The following is a 24926-nucleotide window of genomic DNA, read 5'->3' as shown; positions in this document are numbered from 1 at the left end:
GGGGGTCATGCCTCGCGCAGCGCGAGAGCCGGCCGCTCCCCCGACCCCCGGACGATCAGCCGGGTGGGCACGGTGATCGTGCGGGCGCGCGAGCGGTCGCCGTCCAGGCGCGCCAGGGCGGTGGTCGCCGCCGTTCTGCCGATCTCCTCGGCGTCCTGGGCGACGACGGTCAGGGCCGGCTCGAGCGCCTCGGCGAGCTCCACGTCGTCGAAGGCGACGACGGCGACGTCCTTGCGCTTGCCGCGGGCGAGTTCGGCGACGATCCCCAGCGCGACGATGTTGTTGCCGGCGAACAGGGCGGTGGGGGGATCCGCCAGGTCCAGGAGCTGGGCGGTCACGGCGGAGGCCCCGTGCCGGTCGTGGGCGTTGGCGACCAGGGCACGGTCGGCGGGGAGGCCGGCTTCCCGCAGGGCGGAGCGGTATCCGGCCAGTCGCTCGCGGCGTGTGTAGAGCGTGGTCGGCAGATCGCCGATGAAGCCGATGCGCCGGTGTCCGTGGGCGATCAGATGGGCGACGCCGTCATGGGCGCCCGCACGGTTGGAGCTGACGACGCTGTCCGTGGCCAGACCCACGCCCGGACGGTCGATGAAGACGACGGGCAGGCCCGTGGCGCGGTGGGTCTTGAGGTGGGAGTGGTCGGCGCCGACGGACGGCACGACCAGCAGGATGCTGATGCGCCGGGCGAGGAACTTGTCCGTCAGCGCGCGCTCGCGGCCCGGATCGTCCGCGGAGGAGCCCATGAGCAGGGTCAGGCCGCGGTCGCGGACGCTGTCCTCGATGCTCCGGGCCACGGCTCCGAAGAAGGGGTTGCCGAGGTCCGGGATGACCAGTCCGATGGTGGTGTCGGGCCCGCCGACGCGGATGTTGCGGGCCATGAGGTTGGGCTGGAAGCCGAGCTTGGCCACGGCGGCGAGAACCTGCTCCCGGGTCTGCGCCGAGGCGGGCCCGTCCTCGTTGAGGACGCGGGACACGGTCTTGGCGCTGACGCCCACTTCTCGGGCGACGTCTGCCAGGGTGGGGCGGCGGTTCGCTGCCATGGAGGAAACGGTCTCCTGTGCTCGTCGGTTCCGGCCGCGGCCTCGGCCGGAATCGGTGAGTGCTTCAGTCGTACGTCAGGTGGCCTGGACGCCCGCGGCCTTCGCCGCCTTGGAATCCGCTACGACAGTATCTCCGGCCTCGTCGACGGTGAGCGCGCCGGTCATGATGGCGACGACCTCCGCCATGGAGTAGTCGGAGGGCTTGATCACGGCGGCCCTGCGGCCCAGCCGGTGGACGTGGATCCGGTCGGCGATCTCGAAGACGTGCGGCATGTTGTGGCTGATCAGGACGACCGGCATGCCCTTGTCCCGGACGCGGCGGATGAGGTCCAGGACCTGACCGGACTCCTTGACCCCGAGGGCGGCGGTGGGCTCGTCCATGACGACGACGCTGCGGGCCCAGGCGACGGAACGGGCGACCGCGACGGCCTGCCGCTGCCCTCCGGACAGGGTCTCCACCGCTTGCGTCAGCGAGCGCAGACCGATCTTCAGGTCGGCCATGTGTTCGGCGGCCTCCTGGCGCATCCGCTTCTTGTCCAGCATGCGGAAGACACTGCCGAGGGCGCCGGGGCGACGCAGCTCACGCCCGAGGAACATGTTCGAGGCGATGTCCATGGAGGCGGCCACGGCAAGGTCCTGATAGACCGTCTCGATGCCGTGGGCGCGTGCGCTCTGCGGCCCGGAGAAGGTGATGGGTTCGCCGTTGAGGCGAATCTCGCCGGCGTCGGGGACCAGCGCGCCGGTGAGCGCCTTGATCAGGCTGGTCTTGCCGGCTCCGTTGTCGCCGATGACGGCGAGGACCTCACCGGGCAGCAGGTCGAAGTCGGCGCCGTCGATGGCGGTGACGTGACCGTAGCGCTTGACCAGACCGCGGGCCTGCAGCACGGGGGCGGGGGAGGAGGTGGCGGTCATCGTGCCTTCTTCCGGGAGAGCTGGTCGACGGTCACCGCGAGGATCACCAGGACTCCGGTGATCAGGGTCTGGTAGATGGAGGCGACGCCCATCAGCTGCAGGCCGTTGCGGAAGACGCCGACGATGAGGACGCCGATGAAGGTGCCCAGGACCGAACCGCGTCCGCCGAAGAGGCTGGTACCGCCGAGGACCACGGCCGTGATGCTGTCGAGGTTGTCGGTCTGTCCCGCCTGGGGGTCGCCGACTCCGGTGCGGGAGATGAGCAGCAGGGCGGCGATGCCGTAGAGGACACCGGCCACGGTGTAGACGCCGATGGTCAGCCGGGAGGTGCGGATGCCGTTCAGCCGCGCCGCTTCCGGGCTGTCGCCCAGCGCGTGGACGTGCCGGCCCCAGCCGGTGCTGCTCAGCGCGTAGGCGAGCAGCAGGAACAGGGCGATGGTGACCAGGGAGCCGTACGTGATGTCGGTGCGGCCGAGCGGGAAGGTCTGCCCGAGGGCCGTCAGCGGGCCGGGCAGGTTGGTGACCGTCTGCTCCTCGGAGTAGATGTGGGTCAGCGCGAACGCCACGTTGAGCATGCCGAGGGTGACGATGAACGGCGGCAGCGGGATCTTCTGCACCAACACCCCGTTGAGCAGCCCGAATCCGCCGCAGACCGCCAGGCCCAGGGCGATCGCGACGAGCGGGGGCAGGGAGCCCTCGGCGGCCATCTTGGCGATCACGATGCTGCCGAAGGCCATCACGGCTCCGCACGACAGGTCGATGCCCGCCGTGAGGATGATCAGGGTCTGTCCGATGGCGAGCGTGCCGACGACCATGACCTGCTGCACGATCAGCGAGAAGTTGCCGCCCGTGAGGAACTGGTCGGTCGAGAGGGAGAAGAAGGCACAGGCCAGGAGGAGAGCGACCAGTGGGCCGGTGGTCGGTGCCGTGAGCAGTCTGCGGGCCGTGGTCGGTGCTTTGAGCTCGGCGTACGGCGAGGTCGTGGCTGTCATGCGAAATCCTTGTCGGAAGACAGAAGTCGTTGCCCGCCTTGGTCAAAGGGCAAGGGGACAAGAGGACAAGCGGGCGGCCGCCCCCGGTCGGGGAGGGAAGGACGGCCGCCCCACTGAGGGGAGAAACGAAGGCATACGGTCCTGGCCGGAGGCGGACTCGTACGGGCCTCGGGGGCGGCTCAGCCCCAGCAGTTCTCCAGGCCGTAACCGGTGTCCTCGGACGTGACCCCGGCCTGCGCCTTGTCGGAGATCAGGGTGACGCCCGTGTCGGTGTAACCGGACGCCTTCTTGCCGTCCTTGGCGTACGTCACGACGGCCTTGACGCCCTCGGAGGCCATCTTCAGCGGGTACTGCTGCGAGGTGGCGGCGATCTTGCCGTCCTTGACGGCCTGGGTCCCGGTGCAGCCGCCGTCGACGGACACGATCAGGACGTCCTTCTCCCGGCCCTTGGCCTTGAGCGCGGTGTACGCGCCGAGTGCGGCCGGTTCGTTGATCGTGTAGACGACGTTGATGCCGGGCTCCTTCTGGAGGCAGTTCTCCATCGCCGTCTGGCCCTTGGCCTGGTCGCCCGCGGTGTCCTGGGAGCAGACGACCGCCGGGTCCTTCTCCCCGATGCCGAAGCCCTTCAGGAAGCCCTCGTGCCGCTGGACGCCGACGGACACACCGGGCGCGAGGTCGAGGGTGGCTATCTTGGCGGCCTTGCCCTTCATGGCGGCCTTGGCGTACTCGCCGATCAGCTCGCCGGCCTTGACGTTGTCGGTGGCGAAGAGGGCGTCGACCGCGCTCTCCGGCTCGGTCGGGGTGTCCAGGGCGATGACCAGGACGCCCTTGGCGCGGGCCTTCGCGATCGCGGGGACGATGGCCTTGGAGTCGCTCGGGGTGATCAGGATGCCCTTCACCCCGGAGGCCACCATGTTCTCGATGGCCGTGATCTGACCGGCGTTGTCGCCGTCGAACTTGCCGGCCGCGGTCATGAGCTTGACGCCCTCGGCCTTCGCGGCCTTCTCCGCGCCCTCCTTCATCTTCACGAAGAACGGGTTGGTGTCGGTCTTGGTGATCAGGCCGACCTTGACCTCGCCCGAACCGGAGCCGGCGGAGCTCGATCCGGAGCCGGATCCGGATCCGCAGGCGGTCAGGGTGAGGGCCGCGATGCCCGTGCACGCAGCGGCTCTGAGGAGGGACATGGGCAGACGAGCGGTGCGAGGCATGAACGACTCCTGCGGGATTGCGAGCGGCGCGGCCGGCATCGGAGCATGCCGTCCCTGGGGTGTCATCGTTGACTTATGTCATCGTTGACACCGCATGGCGAGGATGATGGACTCCGTCTCCCGGAAACGTCAATGCCCTGCGCTCGTCACAAATCGGCAACGCCCCGAGGCCGTTGCCCCTCGTAGCCGTCCGGCGGCTGCGCCACGACGCGTCCGGCCTGCCCGCACGTTCGTCAGAGGTCCGTCAGAGAAGAGCAGCCCATGAGCCCGCGCCAGATCACCGTCCTGGGGGAGTGCGTCGCGGACGCGTTCGCCGAACCCGCGAGCGCCGCGAACGAACTCGCCCTGCGCGTCCTGCCCGGCGGCGGCCCGGCGAACACGGCGGTGGCCCTGGCCCGGCTCGGCACCCCGGCCCGCTTCCTCGCGCGGTTGTCCGGCGACGTGTTCGGCCGCCTGTTCCGCGCCCACCTGGAGGCATCCGGGGTGGACCTGTCGAGTGCCGTCCAGGCCGCTGAGCCCAGCACACTCGCCGTGGCCGAACTGGACGCCGATGGGCAGGCCGCGTTCTCCTTCCACGCGCAGAACACGGCCGACTGGCAGTGGACGGCCGGGGAACTGGCGCGGGTGGACCTGGCGGAGGCCGCCTGCGTGCACACCGGATCCCTGGCCCTGGTCCAGCAGCCCGGGGCGGCGGTGGTGGAGGACTTCCTGGCTGCGGCCGCACCCCGGGCGACCATCAGCATCGACCCCAACGTCCGGCCCCTGCTCGTACATCCCGAGGTCTACCGTGCCCGGCTGGCGCACTGGTGCGCCCTCGCCGACGTGCTCCGGCTCAGCGAGGACGACCTCGAACTCCTGCTGCCGGGGACGCCGCCCGAGCAGGCGTGCGACATCTGGCACGCTGCCGGGGCGCGGCTCGTCGTGATCACGCGCGGCGCCGGCGGAGCCCTGGCGTCACTCGACGGCGAACGCACCCAGGTGCCCGCGGTGTCGACGACCGTCGTCGACACGGTCGGTGCGGGGGACTCCTTCACCGCCGGTCTGCTGCACCACCTCGGCGTACGCGGTCTCCTCGGCGGCCGGCTGACGGAACTCCGTATCGGTGATGTCGCGGAGGCCTGCCGGTTCGCCACCCAGGTCGCGGGCCTGACCTGCTCGGTGGCCGGCCCCAACCCGCCGTGGCGGAGCCAGTTGGCGCAGCTCACCACAGCCGACGGCGCATGACAGGCGGGCGAGCCTGTAAGGGCTCGTCCTCAGCGAATCGGTTGACGCACGGGCCGGGTTGCCCGCATCATCGGGCACTCGATGTCATCGATGACACACGTCAACGATGACATTCCTTGTTCGTCGAAGCCCGCCCAGGCCCGCGTCCGCCACCTCGACTTCCCCTGCGACCGATCCCCATCCCGACCACGGAGGACCCCGCACCGTGAACAAGACCCTGCTCGCCGAGTTCACCGTCCGCGAGGGCGCGCAGGAAGAGGTCGCCCGCCTCACCCTGGAGTACGCGCGGAAGGTGCGCCAGGAGGAAGGCAACCTCGCCTTCGACGTCTACACCAAGGCGACCAACCCCCGTGCCTACTGGATCTTCGAGGTGTACCGGGACGAGGACGCCTTCCAGGCGCATCTGAAGGCCCCCTACGGCGGCCCGTTCAACACCGCGCTCACCCCGCTGATCGAGGAGGACGCCTCGGTGCTGACCTTCCTCGCCCCAGTTGCCGGAGTCACGCTTACTTGAAGGACCGCAGCCGCAGGCTGTTGGTCACCACGAACACCGAGGAGAACGCCATCGCCGCTCCCGCGATCATCGGGTTGAGCATGCCGGCGGCGGCGAGCGGCAGGGCGGCGACGTTGTAGCCGAAGGCCCAGAAGAGGTTGCCCTTGATGGTGGCCAGCGTCCTGCGGGACAGGCGGATCGCGTCGGCGGCCACCCGCAGGTCGCCGCGTACGAGGGTCAGGTCGCCCGCCTCGATCGCCGCGTCCGTGCCGGTGCCCATCGCCAGCCCCAGGTCGGCGGTGGCGAGAGCGGCCGCGTCGTTGACGCCGTCACCGACCATCGCGACCGTACGGCCCTCGCTCTGGAGTCGCCTGACCACGTCCACCTTGTCCTGCGGGAGGACTTCGGCGATCACCTCGTCGATGCCGACGGCCCTGGCGACCGACTCGGCGACGAGCTGGTTGTCACCGGTCAGCAGGACCGGCTTCAGGCCCAGCCTGCGCAGTTCGGCCACCGCTTCGGCGCTGGTCTCCTTGATCGCGTCGGCGACGGTGAGGACACCGCGCGCCTTGCCGTCCCAGGCGACGGCGACCGCCGTACGTCCCTCACCCTCCGCGGCGGCCTTGGCCTCGGCCAGCTCCTCAGGGAGCTCGATGGCCCACTCCTCGAGAAGCTTCTCCCGCCCGACGAGCACGGCGTGGCCGTCGACGACGCCCTGGACGCCGAGGCCGGCTACGTTCTCGAAGTTCTCCGGCACGGGAAGGCTCCCGGCCCTGTCGGCGGCACCGGCCGCGATGGCCTGGGCGATGGGGTGTTCCGAGGCGTGCTCCAGCGCGCCCGCCAGCCGCAGCAGTTCGGTCTCGTCGACGCCCGGTGCGGCGAAGACGTCCTGGAGCTTCATGCGGCCGGTGGTCACGGTGCCGGTCTTGTCCAGGACGACGGTGTCGACGCGGCGGGTGGACTCCAGGACCTCGGGGCCCTTGATGAGGATGCCGAGCTGGGCGCCGCGTCCCGTGCCGACCATCAGCGCGGTCGGCGTGGCGAGGCCGAGGGCGCAGGGGCAGGCGATGATCAGGACGGCGATGGCCGCGGTGAAGGCGGCCACGGTGTCGCCGGTGGCGCCGAGCCAGACCCCGAAGGTCGCGACCGCGATGAAGATGACCACCGGCACGAAGATCCCGGAGATCCGGTCGGCGAGCCGCTGCACCTCGGCCTTGCCGTTCTGCGCGTCCTCGACCAGCCTCGCCATCCGCGCGAGCTGGGTGTCCGCGCCGATGCGGGTCGCCTCGACGACGAGCCGTCCCCCGGCGTTCACGGTCGCGCCGGTGACGGCGTCCCCGACGCTCACGTCCACCGGCACCGACTCGCCGGTCAACATGGAGGCGTCCACCGCCGACGTGCCCTCGACGACGGTCCCGTCGGTGGCGATCTTCTCTCCGGGCCGTACGACGAACTGGTCACCCACGGCCAACTGGCCGACGGGGATGCGTACTTCCTTGCCGCCGCGCAGTACCGAGACGTCCTTGGCGCCCAGCTCCATGAGCGCCCGCAGCGCCGCACCCGCCTTGCGCTTGGACTTCGCCTCCAGGTAGCGCCCGGCGAGGATGAACGTGGTCACCCCGGCCGCGGCCTCCAGGTAGATCGAGGAGGAACCGTCGCCCCGGGAGACGGCGAACTCGAAGCCGTGCCGCATGCCCGGCATCCCGGCGTCTCCCCAGAACAGTGCCCACACCGACCAGCCGAGCGCGGCGAGCGTGCCGAGCGACACCAGGGTGTCCATGGTGGCGGCGCCGTGCCGGACGTTCGTCCAGGCGGCCCTGTGGAAGGGCAGGGCACCCCACACCACTACGGGAGCCGCCAGGGTCAGTGACAGCCACTGCCAGTTGTCGAACTGCAGGGCCGGCACCATCGTCATCAGGACGACCGGGACGGTGAGTGCCAGCGACACGTACAGGCGCTGGCGCAGGGACAGCAGCTCTCCGTCCGCCGCCGGAGCGGTCCGGGCCTCGCCCTCGTCCGTGGTGCTCGACGGGGGCGGAGGCGGTTCCTCGGCGGTGTATCCGGTCTTCTCGACGGTGGCGATGAGGTCGGCGACCTCGATCCCGTCCGCGTAGGAGACCTTCGCCTTCTCCGTGGCGTAGTTGACGGTCGCGGTGACGCCGTCCATGCGGTTGAGCTTCTTCTCGATGCGGGCCGCGCAGGAGGCGCAGGTCATGCCGCCGATGGAGAGCTCGACCTCGGCGGCGGGTGCGGGCGCCGGGCCGGGGAGGGTCTTCTCGGGAGCCGTGCTGGTCATTGCGTATCTCCAGGGGGAGGCCGGGACGTGCGGCGTCCGTATCAGCGGAGCGGTACGTCCCGGCGCGGGAGGAATTCGCGGTCCGGGGCCGTGGTGGCCCCGACCAGGGTGTCAGGCGCGGCCGACGAGGTCGTAACCGGCCTCGTCGACGGCGGCGCGGACGGCCTCCTCGTCGAGCGGGGCGGCCGAGGTGACGGTCACCTCTCCGGTGTCGGCGACGGCCTTGACCGCGGTGACGCCCTCCAGAGCGGTGATCTCCTGGGACACCGCGCCCTCGCAGTGGCCGCAGGTCATCCCGGACACCTTGTAGACCGTGGTGACGCCGACGCCCTGGACGTCGACCGCGGTGTCGGAACCGCAGGAGTGGGAGCCGCAGCAGGAACCGGGGTTCGTCTCGGTGGTCATGGCTACTTCCTCAGTGTGTGGACGCGTGGGCCGTTCTCCGGGAGGGGTGCGGTGCCCCGACCCTCCCGCAGATTGCCTCCACTATACCCCCTAGGGGTATTCATGGCACCTCCGCTCGCCCCGAAGTCATTCCTGCGGGGCGAGCGGAGGTGGGACACGTGCGCCGGCCGGGGTCTCCGGTGACTCGACGCACGGCCAAGGTGCCCGTCATGTCCGGGTCGGAGGCCGGGGAGGGTTCGCCATCCCCGCCGGAAACAGGCCGACGCGAGCGGCAGGGCGCCGGCGACTCAGAGCGCCAGTGGTACGGCACGTAGGCGGCGATGTGAAGGCGACATCGGAACTCGGAACGGGCGCTTCGCAGGGGCGCCCACCGGGCGGCCCGGGCTGGGGATCACGGAGCCCCGCCACGGAGAACGGACCCGAGCGATTCGTGCGCCCGGGTGGACCAGCGCCAGGCAGCCTCGTGCGGCGCGGCACAAGGTGCCCGGCCCTCACACCGCCATCATCAGCAGCATGGCGGACATGGTCCCGCCCATCCCGATGTGGGCCGCCAGCGCCGCGTCGGGGGCGGCTCCGAGCTTGCGGCGCCGCCCGTGGCCGGTCCGCTGTGCGGTCCGGCCCCTGTCCCACACCGAGATCGTCAACGACGCCAGGACGACGAACACGGTGTCCGGCATGGCGAGCAGCCAGCGACCCCATCCGGCCCCGGAGCCCGCACCCCGGCCGCGCCTGCCGGTGCCCCGGGCCCTGGCCCAGACGGACGCGCCGATCGACAGCACGAAGTACACGGCGAGCGCCACGATCAGGAACCGCCACAGGGAGCCGGAACCCGCGGAGCCGCCGGTGTCGGCCGCGGCGTGCGTCATGCCGGACATGTCCATCCCGTGCAGGGATTCCCCTCCCTCCGCGGACTCCATGCCGTCCGTCCCGTGCGTGTGCGACGAGCCCGCCGTGTTCTCCATGCCCGGCATGTGCGCCATGGACGAATGACCCAGGGCGAGTACCGGGCCGGAGGACGTACTCGTCATGGCGAGCGTCATGATCACCATGCCCGTGCTGCCGACGATGAGATGCACCCAGTGACGGCCGCGCTTCCACCCCCGCGTGCGGGTGTGCTTGACCGCCATCGCCACACCGGCGAGCCCGAGGAGGGTGAACGCCCCCGACCACCACATGCCGTGGTCCGCGTACCAGGCGACCGTCGCAGGCAGCGCCATGGCGACCATGGACAGGCCCATCAGGAGATCACCTCCGGCCACGAACCGGGGTTCACCGCCGGTGGTCACGACGCGGACCGCGCTGACGGCGGCGACCAGGGCGGCGACCGCCGCGATGGCCCAACTGAGCGCCATGGTTCCCATCTTCACCTTCCCGGTTCGTCCGAGCGTGGTCGCAGCGCGGTGCCGAGGCGGCTTCGTCACGCGGAGCACTCGTGGGCGCCTCCCGGGCCGCCAACTGCTAGTGCCCTTAGTACGTACCGAGGCCGGCAGGTGTTCAGGGGCCGCCGGCTCAGGGCCGGGACGCGGCGAAGAACGGCATGGAGTCCAGCGGGACGATCTCGATGTTCTTGCCGGTGCGGGGCGCGTGGATGGCCTTGCTGTCGCCGACGTACATGCCGTTGTGCTGGTTGCCGTTGTACCAGTAGACGATGTCGCCCGGCTGCAGGTCCGCCTTGGACACCTTGCGGCCCGCGTCGTGCATCTGCTGGACCGTGCGGGGCAGGGACATACCCGCCGAGCGCCAGGCCGCTCCCACGAGCCCTGAGCAGTCGTAGGAGTCGGGGCCGGTCGAACCCCACTCGTACGGCTTGCCGAGCTGCGCGTACGCGAAGTCGAGCGCGGTCTTGGCGCGACCGCTCGCGGGGCCGGTGTAGCCGGCGGGGGAGTCGTCGGCGCCCGCGGAGGCGTCGTCGCGCTCCTGGGCGGCCTCCATTTCGGCGCGCTGCTGCGCGGTCAGACTGTTCAGGATCCTGCGCGCCTCGGCGAGCCTGCCCTGGATCTCTTCCTTCTTCTCGGCCGCGTCGGTGCGTGTCTCCTCCAGGGCCTCGAGACGCTTCTGGGCGTCCTCCCGCTCCTGGGTGAGTTCGCGCTGCTTGGCGTGCATCGTCCGCAGGGCGTCGGCATGCCGACTGCTCGTACGGTCCAGCATCGCGGCCTGGTCGAGGTAGTTGTCGGGGTCGCCGGACAGGAACAGCTGCACGCTCGGGTCGATGGCGCCACTGCGGTACTGCGCGGCCGCCAACGGGCCGATCTCCGCCCGAAGTTCGTTGACCTCCTGCTGCTTGCGGGCCAGCCGGTCCCGCGCGCCGTCCACCTCGCGCCGCAGCTTCTCCTGCTTCTCGCTGATGGCGTTGAACTCCTCCGTGGGAGCCTCGGACTCCTCGTAGAGCTTCTCGACCTGCTTGCGCACCTCGTCCACCGTGGGCCCGGGCGCCGCCTGACTCTGCGTCGGCAGGAGGCTGACGGCGCCGACGGCCATGCCGAGGGTGGCTGTCCGGGCACGGCTGGGCGGCTTGGGTCGACAGCGGGTTCCCATCGCGGTGACTCCTCTGCGCGGTCTGTGTACCAGGCGACGGGGCCGGTGGCCGTCGTACCGGCGCTCGGGGCGCCGACCAGTCAAGTGCGGTAGAACTTAGTAGCTTAGTAGTTCGCATCGCAAGTCAGTCCGAGTCGCAGGCGTCTCAGGTGAATCGGTCAGCCGAGGCCGGGCGGGCAGGCGAACAGGAGCGGCAGCAGCAGGACCGCCACGGCCGTGGCGGCGATTGACCCCCACAGGGCCGGGTGGGGCGCCTTGCGCGGACCGAGGATTCGCTTCAGGCGGATGAGCACGGTGTGACCCCCCGCGGCGAGCGCGCCCTTGGGAGCACGCGCTGCGGCCATCTCGTACATGGCGGTGGCCAGCACCTCGTCGGAGTGGCTGCGCAGGGCACGGTCGTCCGCGACCATCTCCAGCAGCAGTGCCGTCTGCTCACGGGCGTGGCGGGCCAGCGGGAGCCGGCGGAACACCGAGTGGAAGGCTTCCACGGCCGCCAGGGCCAAGTGGTGGCGGCCCGAGATGTGGGCCTGCTCGTGCTCCAGTACGGCGCCGACCTGCGCCGGCGTCAGCTCGCGCACGGCCGCGTCGCTGATCACGATCCGGGGGCGGCGGCCGGGCAGACAGTACGCGGCGGGGATGTCGTACGGCAGGACGGTGGCGCTCAGCCGCGGCGAGTGGCGGCCCACCAGGTCGAGGGCCTCCCGGTGCTCCGTCCGCGCCCGACGGGCCCGCGTCAGGTGGAAGGCGAAGCTGCCCGCCAGGGCGATCGCGATGGCGGCGGGCACGCCGACGGCCAGTCGGTCCGCCGTCCCGGGACCGGGCCTGTCCGCACCCACGTCGAGCCCGCAGGAGTGCAGCAGGCCCGTCAGGCCCGCGTGCACGTGTTCGGTCGGCATGGCGAGGTTGTACGCGGACAGTGCGATCCCGATCGAGAAGGACACCGCGAGGGTGTGCCACACGGCGACGGCCAGGGCGGGCGCCCGGTGCGGCCACCCTGCCCGCAGCATCAGACGCGGAGCCACGAAACCCACCGCGACCGAGTAGCCGATGAGCACGGGGGCCGCGTTCACGGCTTCGCCTGTCGTCCCACGCTTCGCAGGGCCTTCCGCAAGGCGGCCACCTCGTCCTCGGACATGTTCTCGACGAAGTGGACCAGCGCCGTCGGCCGGTCCTTGCTCTCTCCGAGGCCGTCCTCCATGAGCGCGGCGGCGTACGCCTCGCGGCTGCGGACCGGCGTGTACAGCCAGGCGCGGCCCTGCTTGTCGCGCAGCAGCCAGCCCTTGGTGTAGAGGATGTTGGTGACGGTCATGACCGTGGTGTACGCGACGGGCCGGGTCCTGTTGATGTCGTCGACGACCTCACGCACCGTGGCCGGGCGGTTCCACGTCCAGAGACGGTCCATGATCTCCGCCTCGAGTTCCCCCAGCCGCCGCATGACCCTGACTCCCTTTCACCATCGAATGCGCAAGCGAATACGCAAGGTCATGGTAGACGGCCGGGTTGCCGGGCTTCCTGGGACGGACGAGTTCCAGAATGACCGCCGCGCGCCGCAGGTTCATCAGCCGTCCCGCCGTCCCGCCGTCCCGGACCCGACCCGACCTGTACGACTCTCAGCCGCCGACGGCCTCGGCGGGCGCCGTGCGCCGGAGTTCGTGGGCTTCGGCGGGCGCCGACTATCTCGCGGCCTGGCTGCCGGCCTGGCTGGACGACTGGCTCGACCTGCAACGCTGGGACCTGCTCGGTGAGCTGCTGGTCGTCGATGCCTGCCTGCCCCGCCCCACGCTGGACGAGCGGGCCTGGGAGGGCTTCGCCGCCGCCCAGCAGCCCGATGGCGCGATGCCCGCCCTGCGCACCATGCCCCAGGGCGAGCCCGACGAGGTCTTCGACGTCGTCTACCACCCGACACTGGTCGCCGCCTTCGCCTCCGTCCTGGCCACCTCCCGAGCCCTGACGCAGCTGGCGCACGCACCGGCATGACCACCCGACCCGCTCCCTGGCCGGGCGTTCCGCTCGACGGCAGCGACACGTTCCCACCCGACGGCCCGTCGACGGACGCGTCCTCGGACGCCGACGTGGTGCGGCGGCTCGACGCGGCCGTCAACGTCGTGGACGCCCCCGACGTCGTCTTCGCGCTCTCCCGGAACGGTCACCGCACCGTGCGGTGCGGTGGCACCGCGCCGCCCCCGCCCGTCCCGCGTCACCGGCTGCGCTACGAGCTGGGATCAGCGTCCAAGACGTTCACCGGACTGCTGCCGGCCCACCTGACACAGACGGGTCTGCTGTCCGCGGGCGAGCCGGCCGCGGCCCTTCTGGACCCGGCCGGGCGAACCGGCCCGGACCCCGTCACGCTCGCCCACCTCATCACCCACACCTCCGGACTGCCCGCCCTGCCCGCCGACTTCTTCGTCCGGGCACTGCCCGCGTGGCGTACCAACCCCTACGCCCGCTATCCGGCCGAGCGGGTGGTCGACGCGTTTCTGCGGCATCGGCACCACCGCAGTCCCGGCACGCGCTGGCACTACTCCAACTTCGGTGTCGCCGTACTCGGTCACGCCCTGGCGGCGGCAACCGCGACGCCGTGGGACGACCTGCTCACCGCGAACGTGCTGCGTCCCCTGCGGCTGAGCGACACCGTCCTGCGTCCCGGCGGCCCGGACGCCGACGCCACCGGACACCGCAGGGACGGCGCGACACCCACGCCCCCGTTGTTCGTCGGCGGCTTCCAGGCGGCCGGCGCCGTCCGGGCCACCCCGAACGACCTGCTCACGTTCCTCGAAGCACACGTGGAACCGTCGGGCCGGCCCCTGACCGGTGCGCTGCGGGCGGTACGCCACCCCGTGCTCCGGCGCGGTCTCGGGCACCGGCATGTGCACACGGTGGCCTGGTTCCAGCACCCCACGGAGCATGGTCCTCTGTACTTCCACGGTGGGGCGACACTCGGACAGCAGGCCTTCCTGGGCTTCCGGCCCGACACCGGAACGGCGCTGGCCGCCCTGTGCACCCGCCGCTTCCGCGTCCGCGACGCCTTCGTGCCGACCGCGTACGCACTGCTGGCCGAGGCATGACCGAGGAGCCGGGCGGACCGAGACCATGGAGCGGCGCGAGAACCGAGTCCGCAGACCAGGACCTCGCGCCGCGCCGACATCATCGCTCCGTCAGAGGCGCTGCCACAGGGCAGGGGTGAGGGCGGGCTGCCAGGCGCCCTGCGCCTGATGCGCCTGCAGGCACTGGTAGGAGACGCCGTCGAGGGTCACCCGCGCTCCGATCTCGTAGACCCGCCCCGTGGCCCAGCCGCCCGACTGGCCGTCCTGGGGGGCGGGCGTACCGCTCTCGGCCGTGCTGGTCCTGAGGGTGAGGTCGTACGTGCTGAGCAGCGGGTTGATCGGCTGGTAGAAGGTCGTTCCGCCGCTCGTGCAGTCGCCGGAGCCGCCCGACGTGACCCCCTGGGCCTGGGTTCCCGAGACGTAGGAGCCGCCGGAGTCGCCGGGTTCCGCGCACACCGTCGTGCGGGTCACGCCGTCGACGGTGCCCTCGGCGTAGCTGACGCTGGTGTCGTGCTGCTCGATCGTCCCGCAGTGCCAGCCCGTGGTGGAACCCGACCGGCAGATCGCGGCGCCCGCAAGGGCCTGCACCGAGCCGGCGGTCTGAACGTTCTGGCCGCCTTCCGCCGTGACGTCGGGCGTCGCGGTCCAGTCGCTGTTGACGCCCACCCATGCCATGTCCTGGCCGGGGAAGACCGAGGCCTGGAAAGTGCCCTGGTCGACCTTGTTGAAGCCGGTGGTCCTCGCCCCCGCCTTCCCGCAGTGGCCGGCCGTGGCGAACCCCTGCTGGGCGCCCTTGGTGACGGCGAATCCCACGGAACAGCGGTCCATGTCGTCGATGTAGTAGGCGTCACCGCCCCGGATGTCGTGCAGGGCGCGCGGCCGGTCCGCCGACACCCTGATGTTCACGACCCCGCGGCCGAGGCCCGCGGCCGCGATGAGCTTGTTCGCGGCGGCACGGCTCGTCGCCTGCACCGTCACCCGGTTGGTCCGCACGTCGATGTACCGAACCGGCGTGTCGAGGGCCTTGCCGGTCACGGCGCCGTCCAGCTTCGCCTTGGCCTTCCGCAGGTCCTGCAGCGCGGTCTTGACGACCGCCGCCCGCGCTCCACCGGCCTCGATGGCGGCAACGTCCGCGGCGTCGGTGGTCGCGACGGTCAGGTCGGCGGAGGTCGCCCCGCGCACCCATGCGCCCGCGAAGTGCTCACCGAGCGCGTTCTGCAGCCGGCCGGCGCGCGTGCCCGCCTCCGCCTCGTTCACCAGACGCGTCCTGGCCTGGGCGTCCGTCAGGCCCAGATCGCGCTCCAGTGCGCGCAGGACCATCGGCGACGGACTGGCGGCGCCGAGCGTCTCGGCGGCGGTGGGCGCCGGCGTCGGCGCGGGGGGCTCGACGGCCGCGGCTTGGGGCAGCCCCGCCAGCACGAGTGCGCCGAGCACCGTCGAGGCGGCACAGCCGACTCCGGCGTGTCTGTGGACCATCAAAAGTCTCCTCGGTTTTCGGTGGCAGAAGGGCCTCGAAACCCTAGGTTTTGCCGAAAGCGACTCAGAAGATGTGCGCATCCGGCCCGTTCCGCGCATCGGACGACATGAGGGGCCCGGCCGGCGCAGTACCGGATGCTGACGCTCCGACACCAGGTACGGGTGCCTCACACCGGCGTGAGGCCCGGATTGCCGGCCTCCGTCATGAAGGACGCGACGGTCGCGATCGGCGCGCCCGGCGTCGTCACGGCGGACACGGTCTTGAAGTCGGCCCGTGCCGCCTGTCGGCCCAGTTCGACCCTCACATAGCCGCGCTGCCCGTTGTAGAACTGCAGATGAGGGTTGGCCTTGAGGTACGTGTCCCAGTTGGGGGGCCTCTCGGCGCCGTCCCTGCCGCTCGCGACGGACGTGGCGACGATCTCCGTGCCCAGGGTCGTGGACGCCGGATCGTCGAAGTCGTCCTTGATGTCGAAGGCGTAGCCGACGTGCACGTCCCCGGTCATCACCACCAGGTTCTCGACTCCGGCCGACTTCGCCCCGTCGAGGATCCGCCGGCGCGAGGCCCGGTAGCCGTCCCAGGCGTCCATGGACATCTTCGCCTCGGCGTTCAGGTCGAGTTTGCGCTGCGAGAAGCAGACCTGTTGCGGCATCACATTCCACAGGGCCTGTGAGGCGCGCCAGCCGTCGATCAGCCAGCTCTCCTGCGCGGCCCCGGTGATGGTGCGCGACGGGTCGTCCACTTCGGCTCCGAAAACGTGCTTGGTGTCGCCGAACAACTGGTCGGAGCGGTACTGCCGGGTGTCGAGGACGTCGAACTGGGCGAGCGTGCCCCACTGGAGCCGGCGGTAGAGCTGCAGGTCCGGCCCACTGGGCAACTGGGCGCTGCGCAGCGGCTGGTTCTCCCAGTACGCCCGGTAGGCGGCGGCGCGTCGCAACAGGAACGTTTCCGGCGGGTCGTTGTTCTCGCTGATGGGGCCCGCGTGGTTGTTCTCCGTCTCGTGGTCGTCCCAGGTGACGACGAAGGGGTGCGCGGCGTGGACCGCCCGCAGGTCCGGATCGCTCTTGTAGAGGGCGTAGCGCAGCCGGTAGTCCTCCAGGGTCATGGCCTCACGGTTGAAGACGTCGGGCAGCTTCCGGTCCGTGTAGTTGCGCGCCCCGCCCGTGGAGTTCACGGCGTACTCGTACAGGTAGTCCCCGAGGTGGAGAACCACGTCGACGTCGTCCTGGGCGAGATGGCGGTGCACCGTGTAGTAGCCGTCGTGGTAGGCCTGGCAGGCGACGGCGGCGTAGGAGAGCGTCGAGGCGGCGGCAGTGGTGGCAGGTGCCGTGCGGGTACGGCCTGTCTCGCTGATCCAGGCTCCGGTCTTGAACCGGTAGTAGTAGACGCGGTCGGGCTCGAGACCGTCGACCTCGATGTGCAGGGAGTGGTTGCACTCGGGATAGGCGACGGCGACGCCGCTGCGGACGGTCAGGGCGAAGCGCTCGTCGATGGCCACCTCCCAGTGGACGACCACGTACTGCTCGGGCAGACCGCCGCCCGGCTCGTACGGGGCCGGGGCGAGCCGGGTCCACAGCAGCACGGAACCGGGGAGCGGGTCTCCAGAGGCGATGCCGAGCGTGAACGGATCGGAGGAGATCCTCGCCGCGTCGAACTCGCGCGAGTTCGCCGCGCCCCGGGCCGGCAGGTTGGTGGTGAAGGCAAGGGCGGCGGCCGCCGCGGCGACCGTGAAAAAACGCCGCCGTCCGAAGTGCCGGGCGGCGGCCCGCAGTTCGGGGTCGTGGCGCGAAAAGGTGTCCTGCAGCAGCGATCTACGACGGCCTGTCGAGGCCATGAGGCCTCCTCTCGCGGGTGAGGGCACGAAGACCTGTGAGCTACGTAGGACAAAGCCGTAAGAAGCGGGCATCTGAATGCTAAACAGACAAAGATCGCAATTACGGCAGGTGCGGGATCCCGAGAGCGTCGGTGCCGTCTTCCGTGCATCGCGTCGGCCGCCCGTGCCGGTCAGAAGTGCGTGGCGATCCCGAAGGCGCGGCGGAGTTGTGCCATGTCGTGCCGGTCGCGTTCCGACGGCTCGTATCCCTGATGGAAGGAGACCTGCTGCCCGGCGGACAGACACGGGACGGGCACTCCCTTGATCGTGCCGGTCACGAAGCACGAGGAGGGGTACGTGAAAGGCCGGTCCGGTTCGGGTGATGCCTGTTCGGCTGAGCCGTCGCCGGCGAAGACCAGTGGGTGAAGGTCGATCTCTCGCCCGTCGGGAGCCGTCACGACGAAGCGGATGGGCCTCCAGTCCAGGCTCTCGGCGAAACCCGCCGCCGAGAGGGCGGCCGTCGCCGTGGCCTCCTGGTCCTGCCGATGCATCAGGTCCAGGTCACGGTGGTCTCGGGTCTGCTCCCCGAGCAGGGCGTCGATCCCCCATCCGCCACCGATCCAGACGTCCACCTTCGCCCGGCGCAGCAGGGCCAGGACGAACAACACGTCGTCGGCTGTCATCACTCGACGCAGGCTAGATCAGTTCGCCTCTTCCGGCACGCTCCGGAGCCGTCCGATCGCCGACGAGGCCGCTCGGAACGCCGGAAGGCCCCCGGTGGCCGTGCGTGCCGGGGCGGCGGCCCGGCCAGTCTGTGAGAAACCCCACTCGGCCCGGCAAATGTCCGTGGTCAAGGGGAGTTTGGGGTCCTGAGCGGGCTGCGGCGGGGTGCACCGTCCTCGACGCGCCCGTCCCGTCTGCCACGATGGTCCGCGCCGTGACCGACTCGGTGGAGTGACCGCGCAGCGCAGCCGGCGTCCCTCGGTTTCGCCGACCTGTCCGACCTCCCGCCTCGCCACTCGGGTACCGCACTGTGTCTTCCGCATCTTCTTCTTCCCCTGACCCCGTCCCCGCCCCTGCATCGAACACTTCTGCGGCCTTGGCCAAGGAGGCGTCACGCTCGCCGTGGCGGTCTCTGCGGTACCGCAGCATGCGCTGGTGGTCCGTCTCGAACTTCGTGTCGAACGCCGGCACCTGGATGCAGCTCACGGTGCAGAACCTGCTCGTGCTCCAGATCACCGGATCCGCGGCCGCGACCGGGTTGTCCATGTCGGTCCAGGCCGCGCCCGCCCTGTTCATGAGCATGCTGGGCGGTGCGGCCGTCGACCGCTGGCCGCGCAAGCTGACGGCCGCCGTCAGTCAGGCGCTTCTCGGTGCGGTCGCCTTCACGACCGCCGTGCTCGTGGCACTGGACCGGCTCGACATGACGTCCTTGCTGGTGCTGGCCGCCGTGACCGGCGCCATCGCCACCGTGGACGGTCCGGCCTGCGCCCTGCTGGGCAACGACCTCGTTCCCGTGGCGGACGTCCCCTCCGCCATCGGAGTCGGCGCGCTGGTGCACAACGCGGGCCGGCTCGTGGGCGCGGCGCTGGCCGGCGTGACGGTGGGCCTGCTGGGCACGTCCGCCGCGTACGCGGTCAACGGACTGTCGTTCCTGTTCGTCACCTCGGTCATTCCGTTCCTGCGGCCCGCGTACGGCGCGGCCGGGCATGCCGCCTCGGACCAGCAGGACGCTGCGCAGCCACGCGACAGGCGTGGCACCTCGAAGCAGCGCGACAAGGGTGACGACATGGGCGTGCGCGAAGGACTCGCCTTCTTCGTGCGCCGGCCCCGCCTGGTCGCGCTCGCCGGGGTCACCGGGATCAGCGCGATTTTCGGACGCAACTACGCACTCACCCTCGCCGTGCTGGTCACCGGGCCGCTCGCGGGCGGCGCGGGGGCGTTCGGCACGGTCTCCACCGTCCTCGCCGTCGGCGGCATCCTCGGCGCGGTCCTCGGCGCCCGGCTGCGCAGGCCCTCGGTCCGGCTCGTGGGCATCCTGGCGGCCGCGGGGGCGTTGCTGCAGGCGGTGGCGGGGTTGTCGCCGTCGCTGGCCGTGCTGCTGGTACTCGTTCTGCCCATGGCCGTGGTCGAGTCCCTCTCCGACACGGCGGGAACGGCCGTCCTGCAGACCGACCCGCCGGCTCATCTGCGAGGACGGGTGCTCGGGGTGTGGAGCAGCATCGGCACGGTGTGGGGCCTGGGCGGCCCGCCGGCGCTGGGCCTGCTCATGGAACTGGCGGGAGCGCGCGGTGCCCTCGTCACCGGCGGCCTGATCATCGCCGGCTCGATCGGCGCGGGCTTCGCCCTGCGTGCACGGCGGGTCCCGGAGCCGGTGGCCCTGCCGTCGAAGCCGGGCGACGCGGCGGATCGGGAAGCGCTGAGCACCGCCGCCTGACGGATCACCCCGAGCCAAGGGCCGCGCACGGCCCGACCGGGAGCAGGTGCCTCGCGGAGGCCCACCCCAAGGGCCGAGTGCCGTCTGGCCCGGCGTCCGGGCGCGCTCCGGGGCAAGGGCCGCCTGTCGGTCGGCTGAGGGCCAGGTGCCTCGCGGAGGGCCCACGTACAAGGGGCGCGTGCCGGCCGGCCGGGGCCCGGCTGCGCGTGCTTCCGCGCCGAAGGGCCGTGTGCCGCCGGGAGTCCCGGCACGCCCGCTGATCGGTCCGCCGTCGCCCCGCGGCCACCACGGCCGAACACCGTGGGTCGTCCCTACGTGCCGCCAGGCGCTGCCGGTGAGGCCGTGAGGTCGGCGAACTCGTCGTCGACGTCGTCGGCCTCCCAGCGCAGCAGGTCTCCCGGCTGGCACTCGAGCACCTCGCAGAGCGCGGCGAGCGTCGCGAAGCGCACCGCCTTGGCGCGGCCGTTCTTGAGCACCGCCAGGTTGGCGGGCGTGATGCCGACGCGGTCCGCGAGCTCGCCCACGGACATCTTCCGCCGGGCCATCATGACGTCGATGTCGACGGCGATCGGCATCAGATCACCTCTGCCAGCTCGGCCTGCAACTGCGCCGCCTCGACGTCGCGTGCGACGGCCTGGGCGAGCAGCATCCGCAGCACCAGCACGATGAGCGCGACCCCCAGGACGCCCAGGGCGATCCCGCCCAGCAGGAGCACGATGCCGGGGGCGACGGCCTCTCCCGGCGCCAGGACCACCCCGAGCGCGAACACCAGCAGTGCGGCCGTCACCATCGCGCCGATCACGATGTGCACGTACCGGAAGGCGGCGTGGGAGAACACGGTTCCCCGCCGCACCATCGTCACCAGCCGCCACACGCAGACCAGGACGACCTGGACCGTCACCATCCCGAGGACCACGATCACGAGGACCGGGGTGCGCCGGTCGAAGTCCCCCATGTCGAGGGCCAGCAGCGGCACCATCACCGCCTGCACGCCCAACGAACCGGCGAGCAGCATCACGAGCACGGCGCGCAGCGCAAGCACTGTCAGCTTCCCCATCGTCTCTCCTTCGATCGAGGCACGATGGAAATCTATCGATATTCGATAGGGCTGGCAAGTGGGGCCGCGTCAGACGGCAGTGCCGAAAGGATCAGTACTCGAGTTCGGGGCGGAGCGGTCCGCCGACCGCGTGGAGGTGCCGCAGCACCTGCGCGTAGGAGCTGAGCAGCCCGGTCTCGTGGTAGGCGATGCCGTGCCGGGCGCAGAACGTGCGCACGATCTCCTGGGCATGGCGCAGGCTGGGCCGCGGCATGGAGGGGAACAGGTGGTGTTCGATCTGGTAGTTCAGACCGCCGAGCGCGAAGTCGGTGAACCGGTGGCCTCGGATGTTGCGAGAGGTCAGCACCTGCCGGCGCAGGAAGTCGACCTTGTCGTCCTTGGCGAACATGGGCATGCCCTTGTGGTTGGGCGCGAACGAGCACCCCATGTACAGCCCGAACAGTCCCTGGTGCACGGCGATGAAGCACACGGCCTGGACGGGGGGCAGGACCAGGAACACGGCCACGAGGTATCCGACGAGGTGCCCGGTCAGCAGTCCCGCCTCGGACAGCTTGGTCACTCGCGAGGTACGGGTACCGGCGCGGTCGAACATCGCCCGTACGCCGGCCACGTGCAGGGCGAGCCCTTCGAGCAGCAGCATCGGGAAGAACAGCCAGGCCTGGTGACGGCCCAGCCAGGCGTACGCACCGCTGCGCACGCGGGCCTGGTCCTGGGTGAAGGCGATCGCGCCGTCGGCGATGTCGGGATCGCGGTCGACGTAGTTGGGGTGGGAGTGGTGCCGGTTGTGCTTGGCGATCCACCAGCCGTAGCTGAGACCGATCAGCAGGTCGGCGTGCACCCGGCCGAGCAGGTTGTTGACGCGCTTGGACGCGGCGATCTGGTGGTGCCCGGCGTCGTGCCCGATGAACCCGGTCTGGGTGAACATCACCGCGAGGAAGGCGGCCGTCAGCAGCTGCCACCACGAATCGCCGATCAGGGCGAACGCGGTCCATCCGGCGGCCAGCAGAAGCAGGTTCGCCCCCACCTTCACCGAGTAGTAGCCCGGGCGCCGTTTCAGCAGCCCGCTCTGCTTCACCTCGCGGGACAGCGCGGCGTACTCGCTGCCTCGGCTGCCGGGCGAGGGTTCTGAGATCCCGGCGGGATCCGCCGGCTCGGTGCCCCGGTTCATGATGTCAGTGGTCACGGTTTGCCTTTCGGAGAGCGTGCGGGCCGGTTCCGACGCGGGGGCAGGGCGTCGGGTGCGTGAAGCCCGTGGGGAAGCAGCGCAATGCAGGCCCGCGGCGCGGGCCTGCATCAGAACGGGGTGTCCTCAGAGCGCGCGGACCTGGTCGGCCCGTAGGTGCATCGAGGTGTCGATCGCCGAGTGGGGGGCGGAAAGGCCGGCCATGTGCGGTCTCCTTCGAGATGGCGAGTACGTCGGAGCACGCGCGCTCGCGCGTACTCCGGGCTGCTGGTCGCCAGCCGTCGAAGAAAACCCGAAACGACGAAGCGCCCGCTGTCAGAACTCCGCGGGCGCTCACACGTTCGCAAACTTCAACTACAACCACTCTCCAGAACGTCCGGGGTGCCGGCAAGGTTCCCGGCCGGGCGGGGGAGAGGCCGGCGACGCCTGGACGGTCGGGTCCGGGGTCCGCGGAGGAGTACGGTTGCGGTATCGAGCGCACCTCGCACGCCGTGAGCCGTTTCGGCGTCGCCCTCGGAGCACGGCACAGGCCGTCCGTATCCCGTTCCGCGCCGCGCCCCGCCTCGGCGGTTTTCCTGTTTCCCGAGGGCCCGAGAGGCATTCCGGGACCTCACGCACGACCCAAGCACCACCAAGAACTGAATGATTGAGGAAGCGCATGAGCCTGCTGAGCCTCGGAGTGTTCGCCTCCTCCCGCAAGGAAAATGAGTTCCGGCTGCCGCTTCACCCCGCCCACCTCGAGCGGATCGCGCCGGACATCCGCGAGAAGATCTTCCTCGAAGAGGGTTACGGCGACCGGTTCGGTGTCGCCGACGACGCTCTGCGGCCGCTCGTGGCGGGCCTGCGCTCCCGTGAGCAACTGGTCGCCGAGTGCGACGTGCTGCTGCTGCCCAAGCCCATGCACGAGGATGTCGCCGCACTGCGCGAGGGCCAGGTGCTGTGGGGATGGCCGCACTGCGTGCAGGACGAGAAGATGACCCAGCTCGCCATCGACCGGCGGCTGACCCTCATCGCCTGGGAGGCCATGAACCACTGGACCTCCACGGGCGCCTTCAGCGTCCACGTCTTCCACAAGAACAACGAGCTCGCCGGCTACTGCTCGGTGCTGCACGCCCTGCAGCTCGGCGGGCTGACCGGCAGCTACGGCCGCCGCCTGCGCGCCGCGGTCATCAGCTTCGGCGCCACGGCGCGCGGAGCGGTCACGGGCCTGGGCGCCATGGGCGTCTCCGACGTCACGGTGCTCACCCAGCGCGCCGCGGCGGCGGTGGCCTCGCCGATGCCGTCGGTCGTGATGGGCCACTTCGAGGAGCAGGACGACGATTCCTCGCGCCTGCTGGCGATCACCGCGGCCGGTCCCAAGCCGCTGGCGGAATACCTGGCCGGGTTCGACATCATCGTCAACTGTGTCCTGCAGGACACCGACGCGCCGCTGACGTTCGTCACCGATGACGAGCTTGCCCTGTTCCGGCCGGGAACCTTCTTCATCGACGTCGCCTGCGACGAGGGCATGGGCTTCGAGTGGGCCCGGCCGACCTCCTTCGGCGAGCCGATGCTCACGGTGGGCCCGGGCTGCCACTACTACGCGGTGGACCACAGTCCGTCCCACCTGTGGAACTCCGCGACGTGGGAGATCAGCGAGGCGCTCCTGCCGTACCTGCGCAAGGTCATGAGCGGGTCCGAGGCATGGGACGCGGACGCCACGGTCGGCAAGGCCATCGAGATCCGCGACGGTGTCGTACAGAACCCGAAGATCCTGTCGTTCCAGCACCGGACGGCCGCCTACCCCCACGTCCCCGAGGCCTCCGTCGGCGCCCCGGCGATGAGCTCCTCCGCCCAGCCCGCCTGACCGGCCGCCGGCCGGGGTGGTCACTTCTCCCGCGGGAGCGTCACCGGCCGGTCGGCCCTCACCCCGCGAAGAGTTTCCGCGCCTGGCGGTCGTCCCACTTCACGGCGCTGCCCTTGGAGGTGGCGAGGGCGGGGTCGGAGACGGGCACGTTGATCTGTCTGCCGCCGCCCGCCGTGACGCCCCGCATCGCCTGGAACAGCGACACGAGATCCCGTAGCTCCGTGTCCTTGTCCACGACGAGCGTGTCGAGGCCCGCGCCGAGGGTCGGAAGGGCCTTGGCGGGGTTGAGGAGCGTTTCCGGAGTGACGGCCTTCTTGGCGAGCGCGGTCAGGAACCTCTGCTGGTTGCGGGTGCGTCCCAGATCACCCAGGGCTTCCTGTTTGCGCTGCCGGACGAACGCCAGCGCCTGGCTGCCGTCGAGGTTCTGGCAGCCTTTCGGCAGGTCCGCGCCCGACTTCTCGTCCTTCACGGCACGGTCCAGGCACAGGTCCACGCCACCGACCGCGTCCACCACGCCGACGAAGCCCGCGAAGCCGATCTCCGCGTAGTGGTCGACGCGCAGCCCGGTGTTGCGCTCCACGGCACGTACAAGCAGGTCGGGGCCGCCGAGGGAGAACGCGGCGTTCAGCTTGTCGGGCTCGGCGCGGTGGTTCCTGCCGGTCTCGGGACGGACGTACGGCGGGAGGGTCACCCACAAGGCGCGCGGCAGGCTCAACATCGTGGTGCCGTTCGCGCCGGTGTGCAGCAGCATCATCGAGTCGGTGCGGCGGCCCTCGGCCGAGCCGGTGCGCAGATCCTTCCGGGCCTGCTCCGACAGGCCCGCACGACTGTCGGAGCCCACGATCAGGTAGTTGGTCCCCCTCCCCTGCGCCGGCCGGTCCGGGAGCGCACCGAGGTCGACCTTCTGGTCGAGCTCGGTGTCCCCCCACACGTACGCAGCCAGTGTCCGCGCGGGTCGCGGGACTGTTTG

23 protein-coding genes are annotated in these 24926 nt (G+C 70.9%); 6 read left to right on the top strand and 17 right to left on the bottom strand.

Going from position 1 to position 24926, the window contains the following annotated elements:
* Positions 1-5: 5 nt before the first annotated feature.
* The 4 genes from KUM49_RS16735 to KUM49_RS16720 all read right to left on the bottom strand — a co-directional run bounded on the left by KUM49_RS16735 (position 6) and on the right by KUM49_RS16720 (position 4149).
* Complete coding sequence (locus tag KUM49_RS16735; RefSeq protein ID WP_217237649.1) at positions 6-1037, bottom strand: LacI family DNA-binding transcriptional regulator; 1032 nt, start codon at positions 1035-1037, stop codon at positions 6-8.
* A gap of 75 nt (positions 1038-1112) precedes the next feature.
* Positions 1113-1949: an ATP-binding cassette domain-containing protein gene (locus KUM49_RS16730; RefSeq protein ID WP_217237648.1), complete on the bottom strand. Its 837-nt coding sequence runs from the start codon at positions 1947-1949 to the stop codon at positions 1113-1115.
* Positions 1946-2941 (bottom strand): ABC transporter permease, encoded by a 996-nt coding sequence (locus KUM49_RS16725; RefSeq protein ID WP_217237647.1) that lies wholly within the window; start codon positions 2939-2941, stop codon positions 1946-1948. The genes KUM49_RS16730 and KUM49_RS16725 overlap by 4 nt, the downstream gene beginning before the upstream one ends.
* Before the next feature lie 179 nt (positions 2942-3120).
* Positions 3121-4149, bottom strand: coding sequence for a sugar ABC transporter substrate-binding protein (locus tag KUM49_RS16720; protein WP_217237646.1), 1029 nt, complete (start codon positions 4147-4149; stop codon positions 3121-3123).
* 261 nt (positions 4150-4410) lie between these two features.
* On the opposite strand from KUM49_RS16720, the gene KUM49_RS16715 reads away from it, so the two are divergent.
* Both KUM49_RS16715 and KUM49_RS16710 read left to right on the top strand, forming a co-directional pair.
* Positions 4411-5373 carry a carbohydrate kinase gene (locus KUM49_RS16715; protein WP_217237645.1) on the top strand — a complete coding sequence of 321 codons (963 nt, stop codon included), beginning with the start codon at positions 4411-4413 and terminating at the stop codon, positions 5371-5373.
* A gap of 205 nt (positions 5374-5578) precedes the next feature.
* Positions 5579-5887, top strand: coding sequence for an antibiotic biosynthesis monooxygenase family protein (locus KUM49_RS16710; RefSeq protein WP_217237644.1), 309 nt, complete (start codon positions 5579-5581; stop codon positions 5885-5887).
* Here KUM49_RS16710 and KUM49_RS16705 read toward each other — a convergent pair.
* From KUM49_RS16705 to KUM49_RS16680, 6 genes are all read right to left on the bottom strand, one after another.
* On the bottom strand, positions 5880-8162 hold the full coding sequence (locus KUM49_RS16705) for a cation-translocating P-type ATPase (protein ID WP_217237643.1): 2283 nt from the start codon (positions 8160-8162) through the stop codon (positions 5880-5882). The genes KUM49_RS16710 and KUM49_RS16705 overlap by 8 nt on opposite strands.
* 111 nt (positions 8163-8273) lie before the next feature.
* Entirely contained in the window at positions 8274-8567 is a 294-nt protein-coding gene (locus tag KUM49_RS16700; protein WP_217237642.1) for a heavy-metal-associated domain-containing protein, read from the bottom strand.
* 491 nt (positions 8568-9058) lie between these two features.
* Complete coding sequence (locus KUM49_RS16695) at positions 9059-9919, bottom strand: DUF5134 domain-containing protein (RefSeq protein WP_217237641.1); 861 nt, start codon at positions 9917-9919, stop codon at positions 9059-9061.
* 157 nt (positions 9920-10076) lie between these two features.
* Positions 10077-11102, bottom strand: a complete 1026-nt coding sequence (locus KUM49_RS16690) for a C40 family peptidase (RefSeq protein ID WP_217237640.1) — start codon at positions 11100-11102, stop codon at positions 10077-10079.
* A gap of 158 nt (positions 11103-11260) precedes the next feature.
* Positions 11261-12172 (bottom strand): M56 family metallopeptidase, encoded by a 912-nt coding sequence (locus KUM49_RS16685; protein ID WP_217237639.1) that lies wholly within the window; start codon positions 12170-12172, stop codon positions 11261-11263.
* Complete coding sequence (locus tag KUM49_RS16680) at positions 12169-12537, bottom strand: BlaI/MecI/CopY family transcriptional regulator (RefSeq protein ID WP_217237638.1); 369 nt, start codon at positions 12535-12537, stop codon at positions 12169-12171. The genes KUM49_RS16685 and KUM49_RS16680 overlap by 4 nt, the downstream gene beginning before the upstream one ends.
* A gap of 98 nt (positions 12538-12635) precedes the next feature.
* On the opposite strand from KUM49_RS16680, the gene KUM49_RS16675 reads away from it, so the two are divergent.
* A complete protein-coding gene (locus tag KUM49_RS16675) occupies positions 12636-13079 on the top strand; it encodes a hypothetical protein (RefSeq protein ID WP_374200164.1) in 444 nt (147 codons plus the stop codon).
* Complete coding sequence (locus KUM49_RS16670) at positions 13076-14167, top strand: serine hydrolase (RefSeq protein WP_217237636.1); 1092 nt, start codon at positions 13076-13078, stop codon at positions 14165-14167. Before KUM49_RS16675 ends, KUM49_RS16670 begins: the two co-directional genes overlap by 4 nt.
* Positions 14168-14257: 90 nt before the next feature.
* Here the strand turns inward: KUM49_RS16670 and KUM49_RS16665 are convergent, their stop codons facing one another.
* From KUM49_RS16665 to KUM49_RS16655, 3 genes are all read right to left on the bottom strand, one after another.
* Positions 14258-15622, bottom strand: a complete 1365-nt coding sequence (locus tag KUM49_RS16665) for a carbohydrate-binding protein (RefSeq protein ID WP_217237635.1) — start codon at positions 15620-15622, stop codon at positions 14258-14260.
* Positions 15623-15789: 167 nt separating this feature from the next.
* The gene (locus KUM49_RS16660; protein WP_217237634.1) at positions 15790-17454 is read right to left on the bottom strand and encodes an alkaline phosphatase; all 1665 of its coding nucleotides are present in this window, start codon (positions 17452-17454) and stop codon (positions 15790-15792) included.
* Positions 17455-17624: 170 nt separating this feature from the next.
* On the bottom strand, positions 17625-18116 hold the full coding sequence (locus KUM49_RS16655; RefSeq protein WP_217237633.1) for a nucleotidyltransferase domain-containing protein: 492 nt from the start codon (positions 18114-18116) through the stop codon (positions 17625-17627).
* A 467-nt stretch (positions 18117-18583) separates the two neighbouring features.
* On the opposite strand from KUM49_RS16655, the gene KUM49_RS16650 reads away from it, so the two are divergent.
* A complete protein-coding gene (locus KUM49_RS16650) occupies positions 18584-19870 on the top strand; it encodes an MFS transporter (RefSeq protein WP_254401348.1) in 1287 nt (428 codons plus the stop codon).
* 311 nt (positions 19871-20181) lie between these two features.
* Here the strand turns inward: KUM49_RS16650 and KUM49_RS16645 are convergent, their stop codons facing one another.
* The 3 genes from KUM49_RS16645 to KUM49_RS16635 all read right to left on the bottom strand — a co-directional run bounded on the left by KUM49_RS16645 (position 20182) and on the right by KUM49_RS16635 (position 22095).
* Positions 20182-20445 (bottom strand): helix-turn-helix transcriptional regulator, encoded by a 264-nt coding sequence (locus KUM49_RS16645; protein ID WP_217237631.1) that lies wholly within the window; start codon positions 20443-20445, stop codon positions 20182-20184.
* Complete coding sequence (locus KUM49_RS16640; RefSeq protein WP_217237630.1) at positions 20445-20927, bottom strand: DUF2975 domain-containing protein; 483 nt, start codon at positions 20925-20927, stop codon at positions 20445-20447. The genes KUM49_RS16645 and KUM49_RS16640 overlap by 1 nt, the downstream gene beginning before the upstream one ends.
* A gap of 91 nt (positions 20928-21018) precedes the next feature.
* A complete protein-coding gene (locus KUM49_RS16635) occupies positions 21019-22095 on the bottom strand; it encodes an acyl-CoA desaturase (RefSeq protein WP_217237684.1) in 1077 nt (358 codons plus the stop codon).
* A gap of 673 nt (positions 22096-22768) precedes the next feature.
* Between KUM49_RS16635 and KUM49_RS16630 the strand changes: the two genes are divergently transcribed.
* Positions 22769-23956, top strand: a complete 1188-nt coding sequence (locus KUM49_RS16630) for a N(5)-(carboxyethyl)ornithine synthase (protein WP_217237629.1) — start codon at positions 22769-22771, stop codon at positions 23954-23956.
* Positions 23957-24014: 58 nt separating this feature from the next.
* Here the strand turns inward: KUM49_RS16630 and KUM49_RS16625 are convergent, their stop codons facing one another.
* A complete protein-coding gene (locus KUM49_RS16625; RefSeq protein WP_374200162.1) occupies positions 24015-24887 on the bottom strand; it encodes an LCP family protein in 873 nt (290 codons plus the stop codon).
* Positions 24888-24926: the final 39 nt, after the last annotated feature.

Source organism: Streptomyces sp. AC555_RSS877 (assembly GCF_019049245.1).
Classification (GTDB): domain Bacteria; phylum Actinomycetota; class Actinomycetes; order Streptomycetales; family Streptomycetaceae; genus Streptomyces.
Note: the sequence above shows the minus strand (reverse complement) of the source record. Positions and strands in the feature narration are given on the sequence as shown.

Excerpts from the sequence above, each read along its gene's own strand:
- KUM49_RS16735 (WP_217237649.1), bottom strand. The coding sequence starts at position 1,037 with ATGGCAGCGAACCGCCGCCCCACCCTGGCAGACGTCGCCCGAGAAGTG.
- KUM49_RS16730 (WP_217237648.1), bottom strand. The coding sequence starts at position 1,949 with ATGACCGCCACCTCCTCCCCCGCCCCCGTGCTGCAGGCCCGCGGTCTG.
- KUM49_RS16725 (WP_217237647.1), bottom strand. The coding sequence starts at position 2,941 with ATGACAGCCACGACCTCGCCGTACGCCGAGCTCAAAGCACCGACCACG.
- KUM49_RS16720 (WP_217237646.1), bottom strand. The coding sequence starts at position 4,149 with ATGCCTCGCACCGCTCGTCTGCCCATGTCCCTCCTCAGAGCCGCTGCG.
- KUM49_RS16715 (WP_217237645.1), top strand. The coding sequence starts at position 4,411 with ATGAGCCCGCGCCAGATCACCGTCCTGGGGGAGTGCGTCGCGGACGCG.
- KUM49_RS16705 (WP_217237643.1), bottom strand. The coding sequence starts at position 8,162 with ATGACCAGCACGGCTCCCGAGAAGACCCTCCCCGGCCCGGCGCCCGCA.
- KUM49_RS16700 (WP_217237642.1), bottom strand. The coding sequence starts at position 8,567 with ATGACCACCGAGACGAACCCCGGTTCCTGCTGCGGCTCCCACTCCTGC.
- KUM49_RS16695 (WP_217237641.1), bottom strand. The coding sequence starts at position 9,919 with ATGGCGCTCAGTTGGGCCATCGCGGCGGTCGCCGCCCTGGTCGCCGCC.
- KUM49_RS16690 (WP_217237640.1), bottom strand. The coding sequence starts at position 11,102 with ATGGGAACCCGCTGTCGACCCAAGCCGCCCAGCCGTGCCCGGACAGCC.
- KUM49_RS16680 (WP_217237638.1), bottom strand. The coding sequence starts at position 12,537 with ATGCGGCGGCTGGGGGAACTCGAGGCGGAGATCATGGACCGTCTCTGG.
- KUM49_RS16675 (WP_374200164.1), top strand. The coding sequence starts at position 12,636 with ATGACCGCCGCGCGCCGCAGGTTCATCAGCCGTCCCGCCGTCCCGCCG.
- KUM49_RS16670 (WP_217237636.1), top strand. The coding sequence starts at position 13,076 with ATGACCACCCGACCCGCTCCCTGGCCGGGCGTTCCGCTCGACGGCAGC.
- KUM49_RS16665 (WP_217237635.1), bottom strand. The coding sequence starts at position 15,622 with ATGGTCCACAGACACGCCGGAGTCGGCTGTGCCGCCTCGACGGTGCTC.
- KUM49_RS16660 (WP_217237634.1), bottom strand. The coding sequence starts at position 17,454 with ATGGCCTCGACAGGCCGTCGTAGATCGCTGCTGCAGGACACCTTTTCG.
- KUM49_RS16655 (WP_217237633.1), bottom strand. The coding sequence starts at position 18,116 with ATGACAGCCGACGACGTGTTGTTCGTCCTGGCCCTGCTGCGCCGGGCG.
- KUM49_RS16650 (WP_254401348.1), top strand. The coding sequence starts at position 18,584 with ATGCGCTGGTGGTCCGTCTCGAACTTCGTGTCGAACGCCGGCACCTGG.
- KUM49_RS16645 (WP_217237631.1), bottom strand. The coding sequence starts at position 20,445 with ATGCCGATCGCCGTCGACATCGACGTCATGATGGCCCGGCGGAAGATG.
- KUM49_RS16640 (WP_217237630.1), bottom strand. The coding sequence starts at position 20,927 with ATGGGGAAGCTGACAGTGCTTGCGCTGCGCGCCGTGCTCGTGATGCTG.
- KUM49_RS16635 (WP_217237684.1), bottom strand. The coding sequence starts at position 22,095 with ATGAACCGGGGCACCGAGCCGGCGGATCCCGCCGGGATCTCAGAACCC.
- KUM49_RS16630 (WP_217237629.1), top strand. The coding sequence starts at position 22,769 with ATGAGCCTGCTGAGCCTCGGAGTGTTCGCCTCCTCCCGCAAGGAAAAT.